21 protein-coding genes and 1 other RNA gene are annotated in these 23,604 nt (G+C 71.0%); 6 read left to right on the top strand and 16 right to left on the bottom strand.

Annotated elements, in window-relative coordinates:
- Nucleotides 1-41: 41 nt before the first annotated feature.
- The 4 genes from Tsedi_RS01355 to dnaX all read right to left on the bottom strand — a co-directional run bounded on the left by Tsedi_RS01355 (nucleotide 42) and on the right by dnaX (nucleotide 3,850).
- Nucleotides 42-1,025 carry an ABC transporter substrate-binding protein gene (locus Tsedi_RS01355; RefSeq protein WP_143892824.1) on the bottom strand — a complete coding sequence of 328 codons (984 nt, stop codon included), beginning with the start codon at nucleotides 1,023-1,025 and terminating at the stop codon, nucleotides 42-44.
- Between the two features lie 137 nt (nucleotides 1,026-1,162).
- Nucleotides 1,163-1,762 (bottom strand): recombination mediator RecR, encoded by a 600-nt coding sequence (gene recR, locus Tsedi_RS01350; protein WP_143892821.1) that lies wholly within the window; start codon nucleotides 1,760-1,762, stop codon nucleotides 1,163-1,165.
- 17 nt (nucleotides 1,763-1,779) lie between these two features.
- Complete coding sequence (locus Tsedi_RS01345) at nucleotides 1,780-2,112, bottom strand: YbaB/EbfC family nucleoid-associated protein (RefSeq protein ID WP_143892819.1); 333 nt, start codon at nucleotides 2,110-2,112, stop codon at nucleotides 1,780-1,782.
- Between the two features lie 49 nt (nucleotides 2,113-2,161).
- Nucleotides 2,162-3,850, bottom strand: coding sequence for a DNA polymerase III subunit gamma/tau (gene dnaX, locus Tsedi_RS01340; protein WP_143892817.1), 1,689 nt, complete (start codon nucleotides 3,848-3,850; stop codon nucleotides 2,162-2,164).
- 57 nt (nucleotides 3,851-3,907) lie between these two features.
- On the opposite strand from dnaX, the gene ffs reads away from it, so the two are divergent.
- The 5 genes from ffs to Tsedi_RS01315 all read left to right on the top strand — a co-directional run bounded on the left by ffs (nucleotide 3,908) and on the right by Tsedi_RS01315 (nucleotide 8,017).
- An RNA gene (ffs, locus tag Tsedi_RS01335) (signal recognition particle sRNA small type) lies at nucleotides 3,908-4,004 on the top strand.
- A gap of 48 nt (nucleotides 4,005-4,052) precedes the next feature.
- On the top strand, nucleotides 4,053-4,385 hold the full coding sequence (gene trxA / locus Tsedi_RS01330) for a thioredoxin TrxA (RefSeq protein ID WP_143892815.1): 333 nt from the start codon (nucleotides 4,053-4,055) through the stop codon (nucleotides 4,383-4,385).
- A gap of 234 nt (nucleotides 4,386-4,619) precedes the next feature.
- Nucleotides 4,620-5,885, top strand: a complete 1,266-nt coding sequence (rho, locus tag Tsedi_RS01325) for a transcription termination factor Rho (RefSeq protein ID WP_143892813.1) — start codon at nucleotides 4,620-4,622, stop codon at nucleotides 5,883-5,885.
- 78 nt (nucleotides 5,886-5,963) lie between these two features.
- Entirely contained in the window at nucleotides 5,964-6,221 is a 258-nt protein-coding gene (locus Tsedi_RS01320) for a type B 50S ribosomal protein L31 (RefSeq protein ID WP_132962640.1), read from the top strand.
- 95 nt (nucleotides 6,222-6,316) lie between these two features.
- Nucleotides 6,317-8,017, top strand: a complete 1,701-nt coding sequence (locus Tsedi_RS01315) for a hypothetical protein (protein WP_143892811.1) — start codon at nucleotides 6,317-6,319, stop codon at nucleotides 8,015-8,017.
- A 63-nt stretch (nucleotides 8,018-8,080) separates the two neighbouring features.
- Here the strand turns inward: Tsedi_RS01315 and phoR are convergent, their stop codons facing one another.
- From phoR to Tsedi_RS01275, 8 genes are all read right to left on the bottom strand, one after another.
- Nucleotides 8,081-9,415 (bottom strand): phosphate regulon sensor histidine kinase PhoR, encoded by a 1,335-nt coding sequence (gene phoR, locus Tsedi_RS01310; protein WP_143892809.1) that lies wholly within the window; start codon nucleotides 9,413-9,415, stop codon nucleotides 8,081-8,083.
- A 46-nt stretch (nucleotides 9,416-9,461) separates the two neighbouring features.
- Nucleotides 9,462-10,163: a phosphate regulon transcriptional regulator PhoB gene (gene phoB / locus Tsedi_RS01305; protein WP_143892806.1), complete on the bottom strand. Its 702-nt coding sequence runs from the start codon at nucleotides 10,161-10,163 to the stop codon at nucleotides 9,462-9,464.
- Nucleotides 10,160-10,858, bottom strand: a complete 699-nt coding sequence (gene phoU, locus Tsedi_RS01300) for a phosphate signaling complex protein PhoU (protein ID WP_143892804.1) — start codon at nucleotides 10,856-10,858, stop codon at nucleotides 10,160-10,162. Before phoU ends, phoB begins: the two co-directional genes overlap by 4 nt.
- Nucleotides 10,859-10,884: 26 nt before the next feature.
- Nucleotides 10,885-11,715, bottom strand: coding sequence for a phosphate ABC transporter ATP-binding protein PstB (gene pstB, locus Tsedi_RS01295; protein WP_143892802.1), 831 nt, complete (start codon nucleotides 11,713-11,715; stop codon nucleotides 10,885-10,887).
- Nucleotides 11,716-11,788: 73 nt separating this feature from the next.
- On the bottom strand, nucleotides 11,789-13,441 hold the full coding sequence (pstA, locus tag Tsedi_RS01290; RefSeq protein WP_143892800.1) for a phosphate ABC transporter permease PstA: 1,653 nt from the start codon (nucleotides 13,439-13,441) through the stop codon (nucleotides 11,789-11,791).
- Between the two features lie 25 nt (nucleotides 13,442-13,466).
- Nucleotides 13,467-15,746 carry an ABC transporter permease subunit gene (locus tag Tsedi_RS01285; RefSeq protein WP_143892797.1) on the bottom strand — a complete coding sequence of 760 codons (2,280 nt, stop codon included), beginning with the start codon at nucleotides 15,744-15,746 and terminating at the stop codon, nucleotides 13,467-13,469.
- A 146-nt stretch (nucleotides 15,747-15,892) separates the two neighbouring features.
- Nucleotides 15,893-16,498, bottom strand: a complete 606-nt coding sequence (locus Tsedi_RS12135; protein WP_185970537.1) for a hypothetical protein — start codon at nucleotides 16,496-16,498, stop codon at nucleotides 15,893-15,895.
- 16 nt (nucleotides 16,499-16,514) lie between these two features.
- On the bottom strand, nucleotides 16,515-17,495 hold the full coding sequence (locus Tsedi_RS01275) for a PstS family phosphate ABC transporter substrate-binding protein (RefSeq protein WP_143892795.1): 981 nt from the start codon (nucleotides 17,493-17,495) through the stop codon (nucleotides 16,515-16,517).
- A 172-nt stretch (nucleotides 17,496-17,667) separates the two neighbouring features.
- On the opposite strand from Tsedi_RS01275, the gene Tsedi_RS01270 reads away from it, so the two are divergent.
- Complete coding sequence (locus tag Tsedi_RS01270) at nucleotides 17,668-19,155, top strand: Ppx/GppA phosphatase family protein (RefSeq protein WP_143892792.1); 1,488 nt, start codon at nucleotides 17,668-17,670, stop codon at nucleotides 19,153-19,155.
- Nucleotides 19,156-19,165: 10 nt separating this feature from the next.
- On the opposite strand, the gene Tsedi_RS01265 is transcribed toward Tsedi_RS01270, so the two are convergent.
- Genes Tsedi_RS01265 through Tsedi_RS01250 form a run of 4 tightly spaced genes read right to left on the bottom strand, consistent with a single transcriptional unit; the run spans nucleotide 19,166 to nucleotide 23,549 of the window.
- Complete coding sequence (locus tag Tsedi_RS01265; RefSeq protein WP_143892790.1) at nucleotides 19,166-19,639, bottom strand: SixA phosphatase family protein; 474 nt, start codon at nucleotides 19,637-19,639, stop codon at nucleotides 19,166-19,168.
- 8 nt (nucleotides 19,640-19,647) lie between these two features.
- The gene (ppk1, locus tag Tsedi_RS01260; RefSeq protein WP_143892788.1) at nucleotides 19,648-21,723 is read right to left on the bottom strand and encodes a polyphosphate kinase 1; all 2,076 of its coding nucleotides are present in this window, start codon (nucleotides 21,721-21,723) and stop codon (nucleotides 19,648-19,650) included.
- A gap of 54 nt (nucleotides 21,724-21,777) precedes the next feature.
- Entirely contained in the window at nucleotides 21,778-22,692 is a 915-nt protein-coding gene (locus tag Tsedi_RS01255) for a UDP-2,3-diacylglucosamine diphosphatase (protein WP_143892786.1), read from the bottom strand.
- Nucleotides 22,692-23,549: a GNAT family N-acetyltransferase gene (locus tag Tsedi_RS01250; protein ID WP_143892784.1), complete on the bottom strand. Its 858-nt coding sequence runs from the start codon at nucleotides 23,547-23,549 to the stop codon at nucleotides 22,692-22,694. Before Tsedi_RS01250 ends, Tsedi_RS01255 begins: the two co-directional genes overlap by 1 nt.
- Nucleotides 23,550-23,604 lie beyond the last annotated feature (55 nt).

The following is a 23,604-nucleotide window of genomic DNA, read 5'->3' as shown; positions in this document are numbered from 1 at the left end:
CGATTATCGCCCCCGGTGGCGCCGCCCCCGGTGGCGCCGCTTCAGGTCCAGCCGCGCGACGGCAGCAGCCGCAGCGGATCCAGCGTCTGGTAGGCCAGCCCCCCGGGCAGCGAGGCCAGCAGCCGCAACGAATGGCGCAGCGCCCCGAGCGGCACCGCCGCCTCCACGCTGTAGGTGGGGCGCAGGCGCTCGACCACCCCGAGGAAGGTGGCGCGGTCCTGCGCCAGCCCGGCCACGTCGGCGTGCACCGCCAGATCGACCGAGCTGGCCGCGTGCAGCCAGGCGAGCGCGCGCTGCAGCGCCGCGACCAGACGGCGCAGGACCTCGCCATGCGCGTCGAACTGGGCAGCCTCGGCCGCCAGCACCGCGCACAGCAGCGGCCCCCCGAGCCAGCGCTGCGCCTGCTGCGGATGGCGCAGGTCGGCCAGCAGCCGCAGCGCCCCCGCCCGCTCCAGCCGCGTCAGCAGCGGATCGCCCCAGACCAGCGCCTGCACGGTGCCGCGTTGCAGCGCCTGCACGGCGGCGTCGGGCGTCTCCAGCGGCCACCAGTGCACCGGCGCCGAGCTCCAGCCCTGGGCCAGCACCCGCGCCGCCAGCTGCGCCGCCACCTCCTGCCCCAGGGGCACGCCGACGCGCGCCTCGCGCCAGAAATCGGCAGACAGCTCGCCGGTCTGCGCCGACACCCCGATGGCGAACTGGGGTGCGCGCACCAGCGCCGCCGCCACGCGCAGATCGGCCCCGGCCAGCACGCGCCGCGCCAGCCTGTCCAGCGACAGCAGGTACACCGCGGCGCTGCCACCCTCCTGCGCCGTGCCCTCCTCCGTCGGCTCCGGCGTCCAGCGCAGCACCACCCCCTCCTGTGCGCAGTACCCCAACCGCTCGGCCAGCCGCAGCGGCAGCGCGCGCAGCCCGAAGTTGTCCTGGACGTGGACCACGACGCGCCCGGCGGCGCGCACCGCCGGCCACGGCCACGCCGCCAGCAGCCCCAGCGTCGCCATCCCCGCGCAGCAGCGCCTGCGATCCATCCCTACCCCCTGGGCCGGCGCGGCACCGGTGCCGCGCTCGGGCGGCACCGCGCCGCCCTTGGACGGACAGGTTACCCCGCCGGCCGGTGGGCGGCCATCGGGGCTTGTCCGAAGCGGGATGTCCCTAGTGCGCCCCCTCAGGTCGGTCGGCGGTCGGCCAGCGCATGCGCGATGGTGCCCAGGTCGACGAATTCCAGTTCGCTGCCCAGCGGCACCCCGCGCGCCAGCCGCGTCACGCGCAGCCCCAGCGATCGGCCCAGCTGGGCCAGCACGTGGGCGGTGGCCTCGCCCTCGGCGGTGAAGCTGGTGGCCAGGATCAGCTCCTGCACGGCCGCATCGGTCTGCAGCCGCTGCAGCAGCGCACGCACGCCGCTTGCCTCGGGCCCGAGGCCGTCGAGCGGGCGCAGGCGCCCCATCAGCACGAAGTAGCGGCCGCGGTAGGTGCCGGTGCGCTCCAGCGCCGCCTGATCGGCCGGCGTCTCCACGACGCACAGCTGGCTGGCATCGCGCGCCGGATCCGCGCAAGTGGCGCACACCTCCTGCTCGCACAGGGTGTGGCACGACGCGCAGTGCCGCACGCCCTCGACGGCCTCGCGCAGCGCCTGCGCCAGCGCCAGAGCCCCGTCGCGGTCGTGCTGCAGCAGGTGGTAGGCCATGCGCGCCGCCGAACGCGCCCCCACGCCCGGCAGCCGCTGCAGGGCGGCCAGCAGGCGCTCCAGGCGACTGGCGGCGACCATCGCGGACGCGGGTGGACTCAGAACGGGAATTTCAGCCCGCCGGGCAGGCCCGGCATGCCGGCGGTGACGCGCGCCATGCGCTCCTGCGTGGCCTCCTCGACCTTGCGCACGGCTGCATTGAAGGCGGCGGCCACCAGATCTTCCAGCATTTCCTTGTCATCCGTCAGCAGGCTGGGGTCGATGGTGACGCGCCGCACGTCGTGCTTGCCGGTCATGACGACCTTGACCATGCCGGCGCCGGCCTCGCCGGTCACCTCCAGCGCCGCGATCTCCTCCTGCGCGCGCTTGAGGTTGTCCTGCATGGCCTGGGCCTGCTTCATCAGGCCGGCGAGTTGACCCTTGTTGAACATGCGGTAATCCTCGGAAAAGGCGAAAAAGCATGACGCAGCGCGGCGACCTTCAGGCCGACGGCGCCGGATCCACGGGCTCGATGCTACCAGCGACGAGGCGCGCGCCCCAGTCGCGCTGCAGCGCCTGCACCACCGCGTCAGCGGCGATGGCCTGCTCGGCGGCGGCCAAACGGGCGCGGGCACGCTGCGCGCGCCGCTGCGCCGGCGTGTCCTCGGCCGGGCCCACCTCCACCTCGAGCCGCCAGGCCTCGCCGACGCCCAGGTGCTGCGCCAGCACGGCCTGCAGCCGCTGGCGCGGGCCGTCCTGCGCCAGCATGGCGCTGGCGCAGCGCAGCCGCCAGCCGCCCGCGTGGCGCTGCACCAGCTGCGCCTGCAGCGCCAGCTCGCGCGGCAGCGCCTGCAGCCGCCCTGCGGCGTCCAGCCGCTCGACCAGCGCTGCCCAGTCGTCGGCCAGCGCGGCGCCCGCGCCATCCGCCGCGGCGTCCACAGGCGGAACGGACGCAGGCGGCACCTCGGCGCGGTCGATGGAGACGGCCGGCTCGGCGACGGCGCCGGCCGGCGCGGCCGCTGCGGCCGGCGCTTCCCCCGCCCCCGCTGGCGCCCCCGGGGCAGCCCGCAACCCACCCGCTCCCTCCCCGCCCGGCGGTGCAAACGTCAGCGCACGCAGCAGCACCATCGTCAGCGCGGCGTACTCGTCCGGCGCCAGGCCCAGCTCGCCGCGGCCGTGCAGCGCCAGGCTGTAGAGAAGCTGCACGTGGTCGGCGGCCAGACGCTGCGCCAGCGCCAGCGTGCGCGGTGACACCTCGTCGTCCGTCGGCGGCGGCGCCCCCGTCCACTGCAGCACCGCGATCTGCTGCAGCAGCGCGGCCAGCTCCTCCAGCGTGGCCGCGGGCGCCACGCCCTCGCGGCGCATCGCCTCCACCAGCGCCACCAGCCGCGCGGCATCGCGCTCGGCCAGCGCCTCCAGCAGCGCGAGCACGTGGTCGCGCTCCACCGTCCCCAGCATCGCGCGCACCGATGCCTCGCTGAGGCGTCCGCCGCCGTAGGCGATGGCCTGGTCGGTCAGGCTCAGCGCATCGCGCATCGAGCCGCGCGCGGCGCGCCCGAGCAGACGCAGCGCCCCCGCCTCGGCCTCGATGCCCTCGGCCGCCAGCACGCGCTGCAGGTGCTCGGCCACGGTGGCCGGCGCCATCGGCCGCAGATTGAACTGCAGGCAGCGGCTCAGCACCGTCACCGGCACCTTCTGCGGGTCGGTGGTGGCCAGCACGAACTTCAGGTACGCCGGCGGCTCCTCCAGCGTCTTCAACATGGCGTTGAAGGCGGTGTTGGTCAGCATGTGCACTTCGTCGATCATGAAGACCTTGAAGCGCCCCTGCACCGGCTTGTAGACCGCCTGCTCCAGCAGCGTCTGCACCTCGTCCACGCCGCGGTTGGAGGCCGCGTCGAGCTCGGTGTAGTCGACGAAACGGCCGGCGTCGATGGCGCGGCAGGCGTCACAGGCCCCGCACGGCTGGTCGGTGATGCCCCCCAGCCCGTCCGGCCCGGTGCAGTTGAGCGACTTGGCCAGGATGCGCGAGACGGTGGTCTTGCCGATGCCGCGCGTGCCGGTGAACAGATAGGCGTGGTGCAGCCGCCCGCTGCGCAGCGCGTTGGACAGGGCCTGCACCACGTGCTCCTGCCCCACCATCTCGGCGAAGGTGCGGGGACGGTACTTGCGGGCCAGCACGACGTAGGTCATGGCGGCATTCTAGGCGCACGGCCCCGCACCCGATCCACCTGACATACAATGCTTGTCGACGGGCCTTCCCGCATGGTGAAGCGGCCAACCGGGTCAGGTGGGGAACCAAGCAGCCCTAACCGTGCAGCCAGTGCCGGGGTCAAGGCTCGTCACCCAACCTTCCATCCTCGTCGACTTCCGTCCACCACGACGCAACACCACCATGGCCAGCGACCTGATCCAACATGTGACCGACGCCACCTTCGACCGCGACGTGCTGCAGAGCGGCACGCCGGTGCTGGTGGACTTCTGGGCCGAATGGTGCGGGCCGTGCCGCATGATCGCGCCGATCCTGGATGAGGTGGCGCAGGCCTACCAGGGCAGGCTCGTCGTGGCCAAGGTCAACGTCGACGAGAACCGCGACATCCCGGCGCGCTACGGCATCCGCGGCATTCCGACGCTGATGCTGTTCAAGGACGGCCAGCTGGCCGCCACCAAGGTCGGTGCGCTGACCAAGGCGCAGTTGACCGCGTTCATCGATCCCCACCTGGCCTGAGCCGCCGCCGTGGCACCGACGCGGGCGCCGGTGCCATAATACGGGCTGCGCAAGCTGCCGGCTCGCCGCCACCCGCTGCCAGCCGCCCGCCCGAGGCGATGGGGCCCGCTCCGCACCGCGCGGCGTCTGGTGGCCCCGCTTCCCCCGACGCCCTTGCGCCGCGCCGCGGACGGCCGCGGACCGCAGCCCCCTTTCCCATACGTTGCCGCGCCCCCTGCACGGAGGCCCCTTCCCATGCACCTCAACGAACTCAAAGCCCTGCACGTCTCCGAGCTGCTGAAGATGGCCGAGTCGCTCGAGATCGAGAACACCGGCCGCATGCGCAAGCAGGAGCTGATGTTTGCCATCATCAAGAAGCGCGCCAAGGCCGGCGAGCAGGTGTTCGCCGACGGCGTGCTGGAGGTGCTGCCCGACGGCTTCGGCTTCCTGCGCGATCCCAGTGCCAGCTACACCGCCAGCACCGACGACATCTACATCTCGCCGAGCCAGATCCGCCGCTTCAACCTGCACACCGGCGACATGGTCGAGGGCGACGTGCGCATCCCGAAGGACGGCGAGCGCTACTTCGCGCTCAACAAGCTCGACAAGGTCAACGGGCTGCCGCCGGAGCAGAACAAGCACAAGATCATGTTCGAGAACCTCACGCCGCTGTTCCCCAAGGAACAGATGAAGCTGGAGCGCGAGGGGCTCAAGAGCGAGGAAAACATCACCGGCCGCATCATCGACATCATCGCCCCGATCGGCAAGGGCCAGCGCGCGCTGATCGTGGCCCCGCCCAAGAGCGGCAAGACGGTCATGATGCAGCACATCGCGCACGCCATCACCACCAACTACCCGGAGGTGATCCTGATGGTGCTGCTGGTGGACGAGCGCCCCGAGGAGGTGACCGAGATGCAGCGCACCGTGCGCGGCGAGGTCATCGCCTCCACCTTCGACGAGCCGGCGGCGCGCCACGTGCACGTGGCCGAGATGGTGATCGAGCGCGCCAAGCGGCTGGTCGAGCTCAAGAAGGACGTGGTGATCCTGCTGGACTCGATCACCCGGCTGGCGCGCGCCTACAACAACGTGCTGCCTTCCAGCGGCAAGGTGCTGACCGGCGGCGTGGACGCCAACGCGCTGCAGCGGCCCAAGCGCTTCTTCGGCGCCGCGCGCAACGTCGAGGAAGGCGGCAGCCTCACCATCATCGCCACCGCGCTGGTGGACACCGGCAGCCGCATGGACGAGGTGATCTTCGAGGAATTCAAGGGTACCGGCAACTGCGAGATCCACCTCGACCGCCGGCTCTATGAAAAGCGCGTGTTCCCCTCGATCCAGCTCAGCCGCAGCGGCACGCGGCGCGAGGAGCTGCTGCTGCCGCCGGAGATCCTGCAGAAGACCCGCATCCTGCGCCAGTTCTTCTACAACATGGACGAGATCGAGGCGATGGAGATGGTGCTCAAGAGCATGAAGCAGACGAAGAACAACCAGGAGTTCTTCGAGCTGATGCGCCGCGGGGGCTGAGCATCTATAATCCAGGGATTTGCGGCAAGTGCACCCGGATGGGCCGGGCCTGTGGCTGCCGCCTCGAGGATCAGCATCATGAAAGAAGGCATCCACCCGAACTACCGCGAGGTCTGCTTCGTCGACCTGTCCAACGGCGCCCAGTTCATCATCCGCTCGTGCGCCCCGACCAAGGAGACGATCAAGCTGGACGACGGCCGCGAGCTGCCGCTGTTCAAGCTGGAGACCTCCAGCGAGTCGCACCCGTTCTACACCGGCACGCAGAAGACGGTGGACACCATGGGCGGCCGCGTCGAGAAGTTCCGCAGCCGCTACGCGCGCGCCGCGGCCAAGTGATGCGCCGCCTGACACGGCCGCCGCGTCGGACCGTGCGCCACACCCCCTGACCCGGACGGCCCGCTTGCGGGCCGTCGTCGTTCCTGGCCCCGCCGATGACCCCACGCCCCAGCCCCGCCCTCGTGACCGCGCAGGCCGTGCGCCGGCTGCCGCGCTGGGTGCCCTGGCTGCTGGTGGTGGCTTACGTGCTGCCCGGCTTCGTCGGTCGCGATCCGTGGCGCGGCGCCGACCTGACGGCCTTCGCCGTGATGCTGGACATGCGCGACGGCGGCCCGTGGCTGCAGCCGCAGGTACTGGGCGAGGCGGTGCGCCCCTTGGCGTGGCTGCCGTACTGGCTCGGGGCCGTGGCGATGCGCCTGCTGCCGCTGCCGCCCGTCTGGGCGGCGCAGCTGCCGTTCATCGCGTTGCTGGGCCTGACGCTGGCGTGCACGTGGTACGCCACCTACCGGCTGGCGCGTCAACCTGCGGCGCAGCCGCTGCCGCCGGCCTTCGGCGAGGCGGTGCGCCCGGTGGACTATGCACGGGCGCTGGCCGACGGCGCGCTGCTGGCGCTGGTGGCCACCCTGGGACTGGCGATGCTGGCGCACGAGACCACCGCCGCGGCGGTGCAGCTGGCCGCGGTGGCGCTGCTCGGCTGGGGCGGCACACGCGGCTGGCCGATCGGCGGCGAGGCCGACGCCGCCTCACCTGCGGCCACCGGGGTGCTGGCGGCGTGGGCGGCGGCATGGATGCTGGCGCTGAGCGGCGCACCGCTGCTGGCGCTGCTGCTGCCGCTGGCGCTGGGGCTGTGGTGGTGGCGCACCGATGTGGCGCCGCGCGCGGCGGCGCTGGCGGCGCTGGCCGGTCCTGCCGCCCTTGGCGTCGCGGCGCTCCTGGCCGCACAGGGCGGTGGCACCGCGACGCTGCCGTGGCCGCGCGGCTTCGACGTCCTGCGCTGGGAGGCCTGGCGCAGCCTGGGCCGGCTGTTGGCGTGGTTCGTCTGGCCCAGCGCGCTGCTGGCGCTGCTGGCGCTGTGGCGCTGGCGGCGCCACCTGGGCCAGCCGCACGTCGGCTGGCCGCTGACGCTGGCGGCGCTGACGCTGCTGGCAGCCATCGCCGACGAGGGCGACGACCGTGCGCTGCTGCTGACGCTGCCAGCGCTGGCCACGCTGGCGGCTTGGGCGCTGCCGACCCTGCGCGGCAGCCTGGCTGCGGCGGTGGACTGGTTCGCGCTGCTGTTCCACACAGGCGCTGCGGCCATCGTCTGGACGATCTGGGTGGCGATGATGACCGGCGTGCCGCCCAAGCCCGCCGCCAACGTGGCGCGGCTGGTGCCCGGCTTTCAGCCGACGCTGGAGCCGCTGGCGCTGGCGCTGGCGGCGGCGGCCACGCTGGCATGGCTGGGTCTGCTCGTCTGGCGCGTCGGCAGGCACGCGCCGGCGCTGTGGAAGGGGCTGGTGCTGTCGGCCGCCGGGCTGACGCTGAACTGGCTGCTGTTGATGACGCTGTGGCTGCCGCTGCTGAACTGGGGGCTGGGCCTGCGGCCGATCAGCGAGCGCATCGCCGCCCTCGTGCCGTCCGGGGCATGCGTGGCGGTCACCGGCCTGACGGCCGGGGACCTGGGCGCGCTGCGCCACCACGGCGGCCTGTCGCTGCGGAGCCTGAACGACCCGGCCGAACCTCGCTGCCCGCTGCTGCTGGCCGGCCCGCGCGCGCGCCTCACCGATCTGGAAGGCTGGCGTCTGCGCGCCGACATTCCGCGGCTGCGCGCCGGACGCGAAAGCTGGCAACTGTACGAGCGCGCAGGCGACGGCTGACGCCGCACGCCGGCACGGTGCCGCAAGCGGCGCACCGCCGTGCCGTCGCCGCGGGTACCGCGCTCAGGCCGCCGGCGTCGCCGATGTCGCCGCCGCCACGCGCGCCGGCGGCAGACGCAGGCGGAAGGTCGAGCCTTGGCCCGGCTTGCTGTCGATCAGCAGCTGCCCGCCGTGCCGCTGCGCCACGTGCTTGACGATGGCCAGCCCGAGGCCAGTCCCCCCCGTGTCGCGCGAGCGGCTGCGGTCGACGCGGTAGAAGCGCTCGGTCAGCCGCGGCAGGTGCTCCGGCGCGATGCCGGGTCCGTCGTCGCGCACGTAAAACTCCAGCCCACCGTCGGTCAGCAGGTTCCAGCCGAGCTCGATGTGACCGTCGGCGGGCGTGTAGCGCACCGCGTTGGAAACCAGGTTGCCCAGCGCGCTGGCCAGTTCGGCGTGCGCGCCGGCCACCTGCAGCGGCGGCCCCTCGTGCACCGTCAGGGTCTGGCGTCCGCCGTGCAGCACCTGCGCCAGCGCGCGGGCCTGCGCGGCCACCTCGTCCACCAGCTCCGGCACCTCGACCCAGTGGCTGGCGTCCGGTGCCGGGCTGCCCTCCAGCCGCGACAGCGTCAGCAGGTCGTCCACCAGCGCCTGCATGCGCCGCGCCTGCTGCGCCATCAGATCCAGGAAGTGCCGCCGCTGCGCCTCGTCGACCTCCAGCGTCTGCAGCGTCTCGATGAAGCCGTTGATGACCGTCAGCGGGCTGCGGATCTCGTGCGAGACGTTGGCCACGAAATCGCGCCGCATGGCCTCCGCCAGCTCGATCGAGGTGACGTCACGCGTCAGCAGCAGGCGCCGGCCCTTGGCGTAGGGGAAGATCTGCACCGCGATGCGCTGCGGATGGCCGGGTCGGGCGTGGCGGCCGTCGATTTCCACCGGCTGGCTGAAGTCGCGCTGGTTGAGGTAATGAATGAAGGCCGGATCGCGCACCAGGTTGCGGATGCGCTGGCCGAGGTCGCGCTTGGCGTCGAAACCCAGGTGCTCGCCGGCCATCAGGTTGCACCACTCGATCGTGCCTTGCTTGCTGAGCAGCACGACGCCGTTGGGCGAAGCCTGGATCGCGGCGAGGAACTCCTGCAGCCGCGCCTGCGCCTTGCGCGCCTTGCGGTTGGCGGCCTTGAGCGAGCGGCGCACGCGCGCCAGCAGCTCGCCCCACGCACCACCCAGCTCGGGCATGGTGGCCGCGCTGGGTTCACGCAGCCACTGCAGCACCGCACGCCAGCGGCGCTGATCCCACGCCTGCCAGGCCAGCGCGCCGGCCACCGCGCCGAGCCAGCCCAAGCCCCGCCCGGGCAGCACCAGCCACACCAGCGCGGCACCCCCGATCGAGCAACCCGTCAGGCCCAGCGTACGTCGCCACATGGAGCGCAATCGTAGGACGGTCCGGACCGCGCCGACCTGATGCCCGTCAAGCCGCAGCCATCGCGGCGGCGGAGAACCGGTAACCGGCGCCGCGCACGGTCTCGATCATCGCCCCGGCCGGCCCCAGCGCCTCGCGCAGGCGCTTGATGTGCACGTCGACCGTGCGCTCCTCGATGAAGACGTGGTCACCCCAGACGCGGTCCAGCAGCGTGGCGCGGCTGTGCACGCGCTCGGGGTGCTTCATCAGGTAGTGCAGCAGGCGGAATTCGGTCGGGCCGACCTTGAGCTCGCGCCCCTGCCAGGTGACGCGGTGCGCCGCCGCATCCAGCTGCAGCGCACCGGCCTGCACGGTGTCGGGCACGCTCTCGGGCGCGCGGCGACGCAGCACCGCACGGATGCGCGCCAGCAGCTCCTGGGTCGAGAACGGCTTGGTCACGTAGTCATCGGCGCCGGCGTCCAGCCCCTGCACCTTGTCGGTCTCCTCCGAGCGCGCCGTCAGCATGATGATCGGCACGCCCTTGGTGCGGTCGTCGATGCGCCAGGCACGCGCCAGCTGCACGCCGCTGCGCCCGGGCAGCATCCAGTCCAGCAGGATGACGTCCGGCAGCACGGCGTCGACCTCGCGCTGCGCCGCGTCGGCGTCGAACACCACGATCGGGGCAAAGCCGTTGTGGCGCAGGTTGACGGCGATCAGCTCGGCGATCGCCGGTTCGTCCTCCACCACCAGCACACGCGGCAGCTTTCTCATCGCACCACCGACTCCACCTGCTCGATCGGGGCGTGGCGCACGTCCAGGCCCTTGACGATGTAAATGATGATCTCGCCGACGTTCTTGGCGTGGTCGCCGATGCGCTCGATCGCCTTGGCGACGAACAGCAGGTCCAGACTCGGCGAGATCGTGCGCGGGTCTTCCATCATGAAGGTGACCAGCTTGCGCACGAAGCCGTTGAACTCGACGTCGATGCGGTCGTCCTCGCGCATGATGGTCACCGCCTCCTCCACGTCCAGCCGCGCCAGCGCGTCCAGCGCGCGGCGCAGCAGCGTGGCCGCGAGCTCGCCGGCCAGGCGCAGTTCCGCCACCGGCAGGCGCCGCCCGTGGCCGCTTTCGGCGATCGAGGCGGCCATGCGCGCGATGCGCGCGGCCTCGTCGCCGGCGCGCTCGAGGTTGCTCACCGTCTTGGAGATGCCGATCAGGAAGCGCAGATCGCGCGCGGTGGGCTGGCGCCGGGCGATGGTGGTCGACAGATCCGCGTCGATGCCGAGCTCGAGCTCGTTGATCGCGCGCTCGGCGTCGAGCACCTGCTTGGCCAGCGCGCCGTCCTCCTCCACGAGCGCCTGCACCGCCCACTGGATCTGGCGCTCGACGATGCCGCCCATCTCCAGCACGCGCGTGGAGATGGAGTTGAGTTCGGCGTCGAACTGACTGGAGATGTGCTTGTCCATGGGTTGCTCCTCGGAGGGTGGGGCCGTCAGCCGAAGCGGCCGGTGATGTAGTCCTCGGTCTCCTGCCGCCTGGGCCGGGTGAAGATCGTGTCGGTGGCGTCGTACTCGATCAGGTCGCCGAGGTACATGTAGGCGGTGTAGTCCGACACGCGCGCGGCCTGCTGCATGTTGTGCGTGACGATCACGATCGTGAAGCGCTCCTTGAGCTCGATCAGCAGCTCCTCGATCTTGGCGGTGGAGATCGGGTCCAGCGCCGAGCACGGCTCGTCCAGCAGCAGCACGTCAGGCTCCAGCGCGATCGCGCGCGCGATCACCAGCCGCTGCTGCTGGCCGCCCGACAGGCTCAGGCCGTTGGCGTCGAGCCGGTCCTTGACCTCGTCCCACAGCGCCGCGCCGCGCAGCGACTTTTCCACCACCTCGTCGATGTAGGCCTTGTTCTTGACGCCCAGCAGCCGCAGCCCGTAGGCCACGTTCTCGTAAATCGATTTCGGAAACGGGTTGGGCTTCTGGAACACCATGCCGATGCGGCGGCGCAGCTGCGCGACGTTGACGCTGCGGTCGTAGATGTTGACGCCCTCGTGCAGGATCTCGCCTTCGATGCGGCAGTTGTCCACCAGGTCGTTCATGCGGTTGAAGCAGCGCAGCAGCGTGGACTTGCCGCAGCCGCTGGGCCCGATGAAGGCCACCACCTTGCCTTTCGGGATGCCCATGTTGATGTCGTGCAGCGCATGCTTGTCGCCGTACCAGAGGTTGAGGTTCTTCACCTCCAGCGCCTTGGGCAGCGTCTCCAGCGGCGGCGCCTGGTGAAACGCCGCGTGGGTCTGGACGAAGGTGGTCTTGTTGGCTTGCTCGGTCATGTTCGTGCTCGGCATCGGAGGCCCGCGGGTGCGGCGACGGCGGCCGGCCGGCGGGCCGTTCGGGGATCGGGGGTCAGACGCTTTCCAGTCCGCGGTACTTCTCGCGCAGGTGGTTGCGCAGCTTGATGGCGGCCAGGTTCAGCACCATGATCAGGATCACCAGCAGCAGCGCGGTGGCGTACACCAGCGGGCGGGCGGCCTCGACGTTGGGGCTCTGGAAGCCGACGTCGTAGATGTGGAAGCCCAGGTGCATGAACTTGCGCTCCAGGTGGATGAACGGCGGGTAGCCGTCGATCGGCAGCGACGGCGCGAGCTTGACCACGCCGACCAGCATCAGCGGCGCCACCTCGCCGGCAGCGCGCGCCACCGCCAGGATCAGCCCGGTCATCATCGCCGGGCTGGCCATCGGCAGCACGGTGCGGATCAGCGTCTCGGCCTTGGTGGCGCCCAGCGCCAGGCTGCCCTCGCGCACCGAGCGCGGCACGCGCGCCAGCCCCTCCTCGGTGGCGACGATGACCACCGGCAGCGTCAGGATCGCCAGCGTCAGCGACGCCCACATCAGGCCCGGCGTGCCGAACGTCGGCGCCGGCAGCGCCTCCGGATAGAACAGCCGGTCGATGTTGCCGCCCAGCACGTAGACGAAGAAGCCCAGGCCGAAGACGCCGTAGACGATCGAGGGCACGCCGGCCAGGTTGTTGACGGAGACGCGGATGATGCGGATCAGCGGGCCCTGCCTGGCGTACTCGCGCATGTAGACCGCGGCCATAATGCCGAACGGCGTCACGATCACCGACATCACCAGCACCATCGTCACGGTGCCGAAGATCGCCGGGAAGATGCCGCCCTCGGTGTTGGCCTCGCGCGGGTCGTCGGTGAGGAACTCCCAGAACTTGCGCACGTAGTGGACGATCTTGTCCGCCGTGCTCATCGCGTTGGCCTGGTAGACGTCGGCCACCAGCGCGAGCTTGACCTCCACCGCGCGGCCGTCGGCCACCTCGGCCACCAGCGCGTCGCGGCCGATATCCTCGCGCAGTGTCTGCAGCCGCTCCTGCAGCCGCGCGAACTCCGCATCCAGCGCCGCGCGCTGCTGGGCCAGCTCGGCCTTGAGCGCCTCGTCGAGCCGACCCTGCAGCTGCGCCTTGCGCTCGCGCAGGCGCAGCTGCTCCATGCGGTAGTTGACGTCGCCGATGTCGTTCTTCTCGATGCGCAGGATCTCGCGGAACAGCCGCTGCGCGCGCTGCACGCGCGCCTGCAGCTCGCCCCAGGCCTGCGGCCCCTCGGCGACGACCTGGTCGCCCTCCTTGACGGCCTTGAGGTGGCCGTAGAAGTTGCCCCACTCGTGGCGCTCCACGGTCAGGATGTCGCGCGGGTAGCTGAATTCGCCCAGCAGCGGACGCGGAAACCAGCGGAAATCCTGGCCGGTCAGGTCGCGGTTGCCGAGCTTGATCAGCACGCGATCGACGAACGGCTCGCTGGTGTCGATCTTGAAGCCGGCCTCCTGCAGGCGGCGCACCGAGACTTCCTCGGCCTCGCGCAGCTCGCCGATGACGCGCACCTGCTGGTCGCCGTCGCGGAAGGTGGTCTCCAGCACGGCCTTCGGCCAGAAGTGGGTCAGGCCCTTGGCCGCGGTCATCCACAGCACGAAGAACACCGACAGCACCGCCAGCGCCACGGCGCCGCCGGTCATCCAGATCCACGGTGAACCGGACTTGATCCAATCTTTCATGATGCAGCGTGTCCTTGGTCGGCGCTCAGATGGTCTGGTAGCGCTGGCGCAGCCGCTGCCGCACCAGTTCGGCGAGGGTATTGACGACGAAGGTGAAGCCGAACAGCACCAGCGCCGACAGGAACAGCAGCCGGTAGTGCGTCTCGCCCACCCCCGCCTCGGGCATTTCCACGCCGATGTTGGCCGACAGCGTGCGGAAACCCGTGAAGATGCTGAAGTCCATCACCGCGGTGTTGCCGGTGGCCATCAGCACGATCATCGTCTCGCCCACCGCGCGGCCCAGGCCGATCATGATGGCGGAGAAGATGCCGGGGCTGGCGGTCAGCAGCACCACGCGCGTCAGCGTCTGCCAGGGCGTGGCCCCCAGCGCCAGCGAGCCGGTGGTCAGGTGCTTGGGCACCGAGAACACCGCATCCTCGGCGATGGAGAAGATCGTCGGCGTCACCGCAAAGCCCATCGCGATGCCCACCACCAGCGAGTTGCGCTGCTCGAACTTGATGCCGGCCACGTTGCTGAGCCAGTTCGGCATGTCGCCGCCGAAGAACGCCGCCTCGATCGGGTGGCCGATGGCCAGGCACAGCCACACCTGCACGATCAGCACCGGGATCAGCATCGCCGCCTCCCAGCCCGACGGCACGCGCAGCCGGATGCCCTCGGGCAGCAGGTGAAACAGCCACGCCGCGACGAAGAACGTCAGCGGGAAGGTAAGGATCGTCAGCAGCACGCCGGCGAGGTTGTTCTCGACGAACGGCGCCAGCCACAGCCCGGCCAGGAAGCCCAGGATCACCGTCGGCAGCGCCTCCATCACCTCGATGGTGGGCTTGACCAGCCCGCGCACCTTCGGCGACATGAAGTAGGCGGTGTAGATCGCGCCCAGCAAGGCCAGCGGCACCGCGACGATCATCGCGTAAAAGGCGGCCTTGAGCGTGCCGAACGTCAGCGGCGCCAGGCTGAACTTCGGCTCGAAGTCGGCGTTGGCCGCCGACGACTGCCAGACGTACGACGGCTCCTCGTAGCTCTCGTACCAGACCTTCTGCCAGGTGGCGTAGAACGACACCTCGGGGTAGTCGTTCTCGACGTGCGCCACGTGCAGGCGGCCGGCGGCGTCCTCGGCCATGTAGGCGTTGCCGCGCGGCGGGTAGCCCAGCCGCACCAGCGGCTGCTCCGACAGCTGGCGCTGGAACAGCAGCCGCCTGGAGGTGGCGAAATAGCTGCCGAGGTGACCCTTGTCGTCGCCGGCCATGAAGCCCTTGCGGTTGAACTCCGGCTCCAGCACGGTGACCGCGCCCGGCATCGGCGCGAAGTCGCGGATGTGCGTCAGCTTGAAGCGCGTGCCCTCCTCGCGCACCGGAAACCACTGCGCCAGCCGCCCCTTGTCGGTGCCGACGATCAGCGAGTAGCCGCCCGACAGCATCGTCAGCGCGGTGACACGCTCGCCCTGCGGCACCAGCGCCACCTTCTCGAGCAGTTCGGGGGCGGCCTTGTCGGCGATGTTGTAACGCCACAGCTCGCGCTCGCCGGTCAGCACGAACATCTCGCGCTGCTTGAACTCCACCAGCACCTCGCGGATGTCGGCCGGCGCCGGCTGGACCTCGGCACTGCGGGTATCGAGGGTTTCCGCACCGGTGATCGGGTTGCGCTCGATCGAGATGGCGCTCAGCAGCAGGCGGCCGTCTTCGCTGACGCCGGCCAGCGTGGTGCCGTCGCTGCCGGATTGCACCGCCAGCCGCACCAGCCGGCGGCCCTGCGGATCCAGCGTGATCGGGGCCTCGCCGGCCGGGTATTCGATCTCGGGCTCGATGACGCGGCGCGCCTCGGCGTCGAAGCTGGTCTTGAAACCGGTCTTGGCGACGACGACGCGGCCGTCCGCGAGCCCGAACGCCACCGTCTTGGAGGCGCGGTCGGACTGCGCCGTGGCGCTGACCTCCACGCCGACGGGCAGCTCGATGCGGCGCGTGGCGTGCACCTGCCCCTTGAAGAAGTCGGCGTACACGACCTGGCCGTCGGCCTGCACGCGGATCAGCTCCTCCAGCCGTTCATCGGCCTGCAGCGCCACGACCGGCTGGCGCTCGGCACCCGGCACCGGATACTGGGTGGCGCGGTCGACGGTGGGCGGCAGGAACAGCGGCACCACCACGCTGGCCAGATAGAAGAAGATGGCCGAGATGGCGACGATGACGCCCAGGCCGCCGGCGGTCATCAAATGCTTGAACCAGCGGTCGGTCCACAGGCGCCGCCCCATTGCGCGATCGACGCTGGTGGCGGTCAGGCTGCGGGGGGCTTCGGAGGCTTGGGTCGAAGTCATGGGATCTGTCAACCGTCGAGGGCGACGGACGCGAAAGGGGCCGTCGGGCCGGTGACCGTCACGATACCGCAACGGGCATCGCCGATCGAAAAAAGCGGCTGGCGGATCATATCGACCCGCCAGCTTCGTCTCCTGGCCAAGCGGGCTCACTTGCCCTGCTGGCGCAGCTGCCGGAAGCGCTCGATGCGCTCGGCCGGACGCCCCTTGGCAAACGACTCCTTGTTCATCACCCAGACAAGGGTAGCCCCGTCGGGGCCGGCGCCGACGTCGGTGAACGAGTACGGCACCTCGCCGAAGGCGGCAAAGTCCAGCAGGTCCTTCAGCTCGCCGAAGACGTAGTAGCGGCCGTCCTTGAACACCTCGCCGTAGAAGCCCGGCGCGGCGGCGAGCTTGCCGTCGAACACCCGCTCGGCCTGGCTCGGCTGGCCGCTCTTGACGTCGTCGTTGGTGATGGCGAACACCACGGTGCGGCCGCCGGGGCCGGCGCCGATGCGGGTGCGGGTCAACGGCACCTCGCCATGCGCCAGATAGTCCTGGTACAGTTTGAACGAGCCGAACGCGTAGTAGCGGCCGTCCTCCGGCAACACGACGTAGAACTCGCGCGCCTGCGCGGCCACGGCCGGCGCCGCCGCCGGAGCCGGCGCGGCGGCGGGCTTGGCCGGCTCGGCCTTGGGGGCCGGCGCCGGCTGCGTGGCGCAGCCCGCCAGCAGGGCGGCGGCCGCGGCCGCGCCCATCCAGTGCAGTCGATTCATGACTGGGCGCTCCCGATCACTTGGTCAGGTCGTCGAGGGCCTTCTTGGCCAGCGTGGCCGGCAGCGGCACGAAACCGTCCTTGACCACCACCATCTGGCCCTGCTGCGACAGCACCATCTTGAAGAACTCGCGTTCCAGCGGCGGCAGCGGCTGGTTGGGCTTCTTGTTGACGTAAACATACAGGATGCGCGCCAGCGGATAGCTGCCATCGACGGCGTGCTTGGCATCGGCCTCGACGAACGGCTGCCCCTTCTTCTTGGACAACGGCAGCGCGCGCACGCCCGAGGTCTTGTAGCCGATGCCGGAGTAGCCGATCGCGTTGAGCTGCGTGGCCACCGACTGCACCACCGAAGCCGAGCCGGGCTGTTCGGCGACGTTGCGCTTGAAGTCACCCTTGCACAGCGCCACGTCCTTGAAGTAGCCGTAGGTGCCCGACACCGAGTTGCGGCTGTACAGCGCGATGTCGCGGTTGGCCCAGTCGCCGCTCAGGCCCAGCTGCCCCCACTTGGTGATGTCGGCCGCACCGCCGCACTTGCGGGTGCTGGAGAAGATCGCGTCGACCTCCTCGATGCTGAGGCCCTTGATCGGGTTGTCCTTGTGCACGTAGACGGCCAGCGCGTCGATGGCCACCGGCACCGGGGTCGGCTTGTAGCCGTGCTTCTTCTCGAAGCCCTCGACCTCCTTGGCCGTCATCAGGCGGCTCATCGGACCGAAGTTGGAGGTGCCCTCGGTCAGCGCCGGCGGCGCGGTGGAAGAGCCGGCGCCCTGGATCTGGATGTTGACGTTGGGATACAGACGCTTGAACTCCTCGGCCCACAGCGTCATCAGGTTGTTGAGCGTGTCCGAACCGATGCTGGTGAAGTTGCCCGACACACCGGCAGCCTTCTCGTACTTGGGCAGCGCGGGGTCGACCTGCGCGGCCTGCGCCATGACCTGCTGGGCCGTGAAGCCCAGTGTGACGACGCCCATCAGCGCCATGAGTTTCTTGAGTTTCATCTGCATCGCTCCGAAGGTTGGACTCGACGGCTCGTCGATCGCCGACGACCGCACACGGCATCGTAGAAACGCTTCGTGACACTTCCGTGACATGAGCGTCACGCGGTGGCCGGGCAGCCGGCCGGCGCCCGGCTCTGGTATGCTGGCTGCACCGCCTCAACCGTGTCCGCGCATGCAAGACGGAACCCTGCTGGCCGCCCTGGACCTTGGCTCCAACAGCTTTCGCCTCGAGATCGGCCGCCTGCAGGCCGGCCACATCGAGCGCGTCGAGTATCTGAAGGAGACCGTGCGCCTGGGCGCCGGCCTGTCGGAGGACAAGCTGCTCAGCCCGGCGGCGATGGAGCGCGGCTGGGCCTGCCTGGCGCGCTTCGGCGAGCGGCTGCGCGGCTTCGAGCGGCGCCAGGTGCGCGCGGTGGCCACACAGACGCTGCGCGAGGCGCGCAACCGCGACGCCTTCCTCGGCCGCGCGCAGCAGGTGCTGGGCTTTCCGATCGACGTCGTGGCCGGACACGAGGAGGCGCGACTGATCTACCAGGGCGTGACACACCTGTTGCCGCAGGCTGACGAGCGGCGCCTGGTGGTCGACATCGGCGGGCGCTCCACCGAGGTGATCCTCGGCCGCGGCTACCGCCCGCAGCGCATGGAGTCGTACCCGCTGGGCAGCGTGGCGTGGTCGACGCGTTACTTTCCCGGCGGGCGGGTCAGCGAACGCCAGCTGCGGCTGGCGGTGGTGGCGGCCAAGGCGGTGCTGGATGAGGCGCTGGAGGTCTTCACGCCCGGCAGCTGGGATGCGGTCTATGCCTCCTCCGGCACGGCCGGGGCGCTGGCGGAGATGCTGACACTGGCGGGCTTTCCCCCCGGCATGATCACGCGCGAGGGGCTGGACTGGATCGCCGACCGGCTGGTGCGCGCCGGGCACGTCGAGCAACTGCGGCTGGAGGGCCTCAAGGACGACCGCCGGCCGGTGCTGGCCGGCGGCCTGTCGATCATGATGGCGCTGTTCGAGCTGTTCGACTGGCACGAGGTGCACCGCGCGCAGGGCGCGCTGCGCCAAGGGGCGCTGGTGGACCTGATCGACCGCGCCAGTGACGCCACCGACGTGCGCGAGCGCACGGTGCGCTGGCTGGCGCAGAAGTTCGCGGTGGATGCGGCGCAGGCCGAGCGGGTGCGTGCCACCGCGGTGCGGCTGTTCGAGCAGGTGGCCACGCCCGACCCGCGCAACGGCCGCTTTTCGCAGAAGCTGGCCTGGGCGGCGCGGCTGCACGAAATCGGCGCGCACATCTCGCACACCGACGCGCACAAGCACGGCGCCTACATCCTCGACCACGTCGATGCGCCGGGCTTCTCGCTGCCGGAGCTGCATCGGCTCAGCCTGCTGGTGCTGGGGCAGCGCGGCAAGCTGCGCAAGGTGGAGGACGCGCTGGCCGACGAACTGTTCGCCAAGCAGCTGATGTGTCTGCGGCTGGCGGTGCTGCTGTGCCACGCCCGCAAGGATCCTGCGGTGGAGGCGCTGATGCTGCGCTTCGTACCGCGTTCGACCTTTCGACTGCAGGCCGCACCGGGCTGGGCGCGTGACTATCCTCAGTCGGCCTGGCTGCTGCAGGAGGAGGCGCACGCCTGGGAGCGCACGCCCTGGCGGCTGCAGCTGCTGCTGCCGTGACCCGGCGGTCTCAGAGCAGTTCGGGCGTCTGCACCGTCAGCAGCACGGTCTGCCACTGGCCGTGCCGCTCGCGCCGGCGCAGCCACCACACCGCGCCCTTGCGCACCGCGCACTCGCCGGCGGCCATGCCCAGCAGCCGCGCCACCACCTGGCCCAGCGTCGGCTGGTGTCCGACCACCAGCACCGGCTGGCGCGCCTCGGGCCACTGCGCCAGCGCCAGCAGCCGCTCCGGCGTGGCGCCCGGGGCCAGATCCTCGTGCACGCGGTACTTGCGCCCCAGCGCCAGCACCGTCTGCTCGGTGCGCACCGCCGGACTGCACCAGATGCGAACGCCCTCGGGCAGCTGACGGTCCAGCCACGCGGCCATGCGCGCGGCCTGCCGCTCGCCCTTGGGGGTCAGGCGCCGCGACAGATCGTCGCCACCGCCGTCGTCGGTCTCGTCCAGGTCTTCGGCCTCGGCGTGCCGCCACAGGATCAGATCCATCGCTTCACTCACCCTTTGCTGCCGTAGCGGGCCATCAGCGTCGCCTGCGCCGACGGCAGCGCGCCGCGGCCGGCCTTCGGTGCCAGGCTCGAGGCCTTGACGTACTCACCATGCGGCTGCAGCAGCCAGGCGTCGCGCTGGTCGGCCAGGTACAGGCGCAGGCACTCCTCCATCACGCGCGCGCGCAGGTGCGGGTCGGTCACCGGCCAGGCCAGCTCCACGCGGCGCAGCATGTTGCGGTTCATCCAGTCGGCGCTGGCCAGCCACAGCTCCTCGTGCTCGCCATGGCGGAAGTAGAACACGCGCGAGTGCTCGAGGAAGCGGCCGACGATCGAGCGGATGCGCACGTGGTCGGTGTGGCCCGGCACGCCGGCCGGCAGGATGCAGGCGCCGCGCACGATCGCGTCCACCTGCACCCCGGCCTGCGAGGCATGCACCAGCGCGCGCGCCAGCGGCTCGTCGGTCAGCGCGTTCATCTTCAGCAGGATCTGCGCCGGCTTGCCGGCGCGCGCGGCCTCGATGCAGGCCTCGATGCGCTCCAGCAGCCCTTTCTGCAGCAGGAACGGCGCCATCAGCAGCTTGCGCAGCCGCGGCAGCCGGTTCTGGCTGGCCAGGTGGTTGAAGACGGCGTCGACGTCGGCGGTCAGGTCCTCATCCGCGGTCAGGTAGGACAGGTCGGTGTAGAGCTTGGCGGTACCGGGGTTGTAGTTGCCGGTGGACAGGTGCGCGTAGCGCACCAGGCGGCCGTTCTCGCGCCGCGTCACCAGCAGCATCTTGGCGTGGGTCTTCAGGCCCACGATGCCGTAGACCACCTGTGCCCCCACCGACTCGAGCCGCTCGGCGTGGTTGATGTTGGCCTCCTCGTCGAAGCGGGCCTTCAGCTCCACCACCGCGGTGACCTCCTTGCCGCGGCGCACCGCCTCGCGCAGCAGCTCGGTCATCTCGCCGCGCGCGCCGGTGCGGTAGATGGTCTGCTTGATCGCCAGCACGTCGGGGTCCTCGACCGCCTCGCGCAGGAAGGCCAGCACCGCATCGAAGCTCTCGAACGGCTGGTGGATCAGCACATCGCCCTGCTTGAGCCGCTCGAAGAACGACTGCCCCGGGGTCAACCCCACCGGCCAGCCCGGCGTGAAGCGCTCGAAGCGCAGCGCCGGCGCGTCGATCAGATCGATCAACTGATTCAGCCGCACGAGGTTGACCGGGCCCGGCACGCGGTAGAGGCTTTCCGGCGGCAGCTCGAACTGCTCGAGCAGGAAGTTGGCCAGAAAATCGGAGCAGCCGGCCGAGACCTCCAGCCGCAGGGCCTGGCCGAAGTGGCGCTGCTGCAGTCCCAGCCGCAGTGCGGTGCGCAGGTTCTTGACCTCCTCCTCATCCAGCGCCAGGTCCGAGTGGCGCGTGACACGGAACTGCGAGAACTCCAGCACCGTGCGGCCGGGAAACAGATCGGGCAGGTGGGCGCGGATGATGCTGGAGATGGAGACGAAGTGCTGCTGGCGCGAGCCCTTGACGCCGGGCATCAGCACGAAGCGCTTCAGCGCCCGCGGCACCTTGACGATGGCGATCTCGTGCTCGCGACCGAACGCGTCGCGCCCGCCCAGGCGTACGATGAAATTGAGCGACTTGTTGGCCACCTGCGGGAACGGGTGCGCCGGATCGAGCGCCACCGGCAGCAGCAGCGGCTGGACCTCGTTGACGAAATAGTCGCGCACCCAGCGACGCTGGCGCGGGTTGCGCTCACCGTGGGTGATGATGCGGATGCCGCGCTTTTCCAGCGCCGGCAGCAGCTCGTCGTTGTAGATGGCGTACTGGCGCGCCACCAGCGCCTGGATGCGCTGCGTCAGCGCGTGGTAGGTCTCCACCGTGGCGACGCCGCGCTGCTCGTTGGCCAGCCGCGCGGCGTGGTGCGGCGCAAAGCGCACCTCGAAGAATTCATCCAGATTGGAGGAGACGATGGCCAGGTAGCGCAGCCGCTCCAACAGCGGCACGTCACGCCGGCAAGCCCAGTCGAGCACCCGCTCGTTGAAGGCCAGGATGCTCTGATCGCGGTCGAGGAAGGCGTGACGGAAGATCGGCGTGGCGGTCATGGTCGGGGCACGAGAGGATGCGCCGTCACCCGGCGGGCGGCGGCCAGAGTGACATTATTTCGCGCCCGAAGGGCCTTTTCCTGACGGCTCGGTGACAACCCCGGGTGCCGGAGCCGCCGCCGGCGCGGTCTGCCGCTGCGCCCAGTGCACCAGCTCCAGCCGGCCGTCGCGGTGCTCCACCAGGGCGCTCAGGCTCTCCACCCAGTCGCCGTCGTTGCAGTACAGCACGCCGTCGATGACGCGGATCTCCGGCCGGTGGATGTGACCGCAGACGACGCCGTCCAGCCCGCGGCGGCGCGCCTCGTGCGCCAGCGCCTCCTCGAAGCGGGTGATGAAGTTGACGGCCGACTTGACGCGGTGCTTGAGGTACTGCGACAGCGACCAGTACGGCAGCCCCAGCCGCGCGCGCAGCGAGTTGAGGTGGCGGTTCAGCCGCAGCGCCCACTCGTACAGCGTGTCGCCGAGGCAGGCGAGCCAGCGCGCGTACTGCACCACGCCGTCGTACAGGTCGCCGTGCGTCACCCACAGCCGGCGCCCATCGGCGGTGACGTGCACCGCCTCGGCCACGACGTCGACGCCGCCGAACTGGTGGTCGACGAAGTGGCGCGCGAACTCGTCGTGGTTGCCGGGGATGAACACCACCCGGCAGCCCTTGCGCGCGCGGCGCAGGATCTTCTGCACGACGTCGTTGTGGCTCTGCGGCCAGTACCAGCGCCGGCGCAGCTGCCAGCCGTCGATGATGTCGCCGACCAGGTACAGCCGGTCACTCGGATGCGCCTTCAGGAACGCCAGCAGCGCCTTGGCCTGGCAGCCCGGCGTGCCCAGGTGCAGGTCGGAGATGAACACCGCGCGCAGCCGCTCGCCGCCGCGCGCGCCCAGGTCGTCGTCGTCCCCCGGCGGCAGCGGCGCCGGCGGCGGCGCAGCCGGCAGGCGCGTCGCCACCCCGCCCGGGAGCCACGCGCGCAGCATCAGGCCCCCAGCAGGTGGCGCCGGTAGCGCGGCGGCAGGTCCGCCAGCCGCATCATCATCGGCAGGTCGGCGGTGTTGAAGTCCGGGTCCCAGGCCGGTGCGCCCAGCACCTTGGCGCCCAGCCGCAGGTAGCCCTTGACCAGCGCCGGTGGCTCCACCGGCAGCGTGTCGTCCAGCTCGTGCACCGGCAGCGCCAGCCGCGGCGTGACGTGGAACTCCACCGGCGCCAGATGGCGCTCGCGCACCTGGCGCCAGATGCTGGCCGCGGCGTGGCCGCCGCCGGCCATGCCGTGCGGGCCCTCGTGGTGCATCGGGATGCTGGCGCAGCCGATCATCACGTCCAGCCGGTTGCGCACCATGAAGTCCGCCAGTGCCCCCCACAGCGCCATGATGACGCCGCCGTGGCGGTGCTGCGGGTGCACGCAGGAGCGGCCCAGCTCCACCATCTGCTCGCGCAGGGCGCGCAGGCGCGTCAGGTCGAACTCGGTGTCGCTGTAGAAGCAGCCGACGCGCTTGGCCTGCGCGGGGGTGAGCACGCGGTAGGTGCCGATCGCCTCACCGGTGTCGGCCTCGCGCACCAGCAGATGCTCGCAGTAGTCGTCGAACAGGTCGATGTCGTGCCCCGGCAGCGGCGTGCGCAGGCGCGCGCCCATTTCCTCGGCGAACACCGCGTACCTCAGGCGCTGGGCGGCGCGCACGTCGTCGAGGTGGCGCGCCCACGCCACCTCCAGGCGCGCAGCGGGCGCAGCGGCAGCATCGGCCGCGTGCGCTGGAAGCAACCTCCCGGCCGTGCGGCCCGGGGTCTGGCCCCCAACCAGGGTGGACAGGTGCAGCGTGGGCGTCGGAAGCTCTTTCATCGGGCGTCATCTCCGCTTGGGGTGGCGGGCGGCGCCGCGGCCGCCCACGGCTGGG

The organism is Tepidimonas sediminis (assembly GCF_007556605.1).
Lineage (GTDB): Bacteria > Pseudomonadota > Gammaproteobacteria > Burkholderiales > Burkholderiaceae_C > Tepidimonas > Tepidimonas sediminis.
The sequence above is the reverse complement of the archived record's forward strand: the minus strand, read 5'-3'. Positions and strand labels throughout refer to the sequence as shown.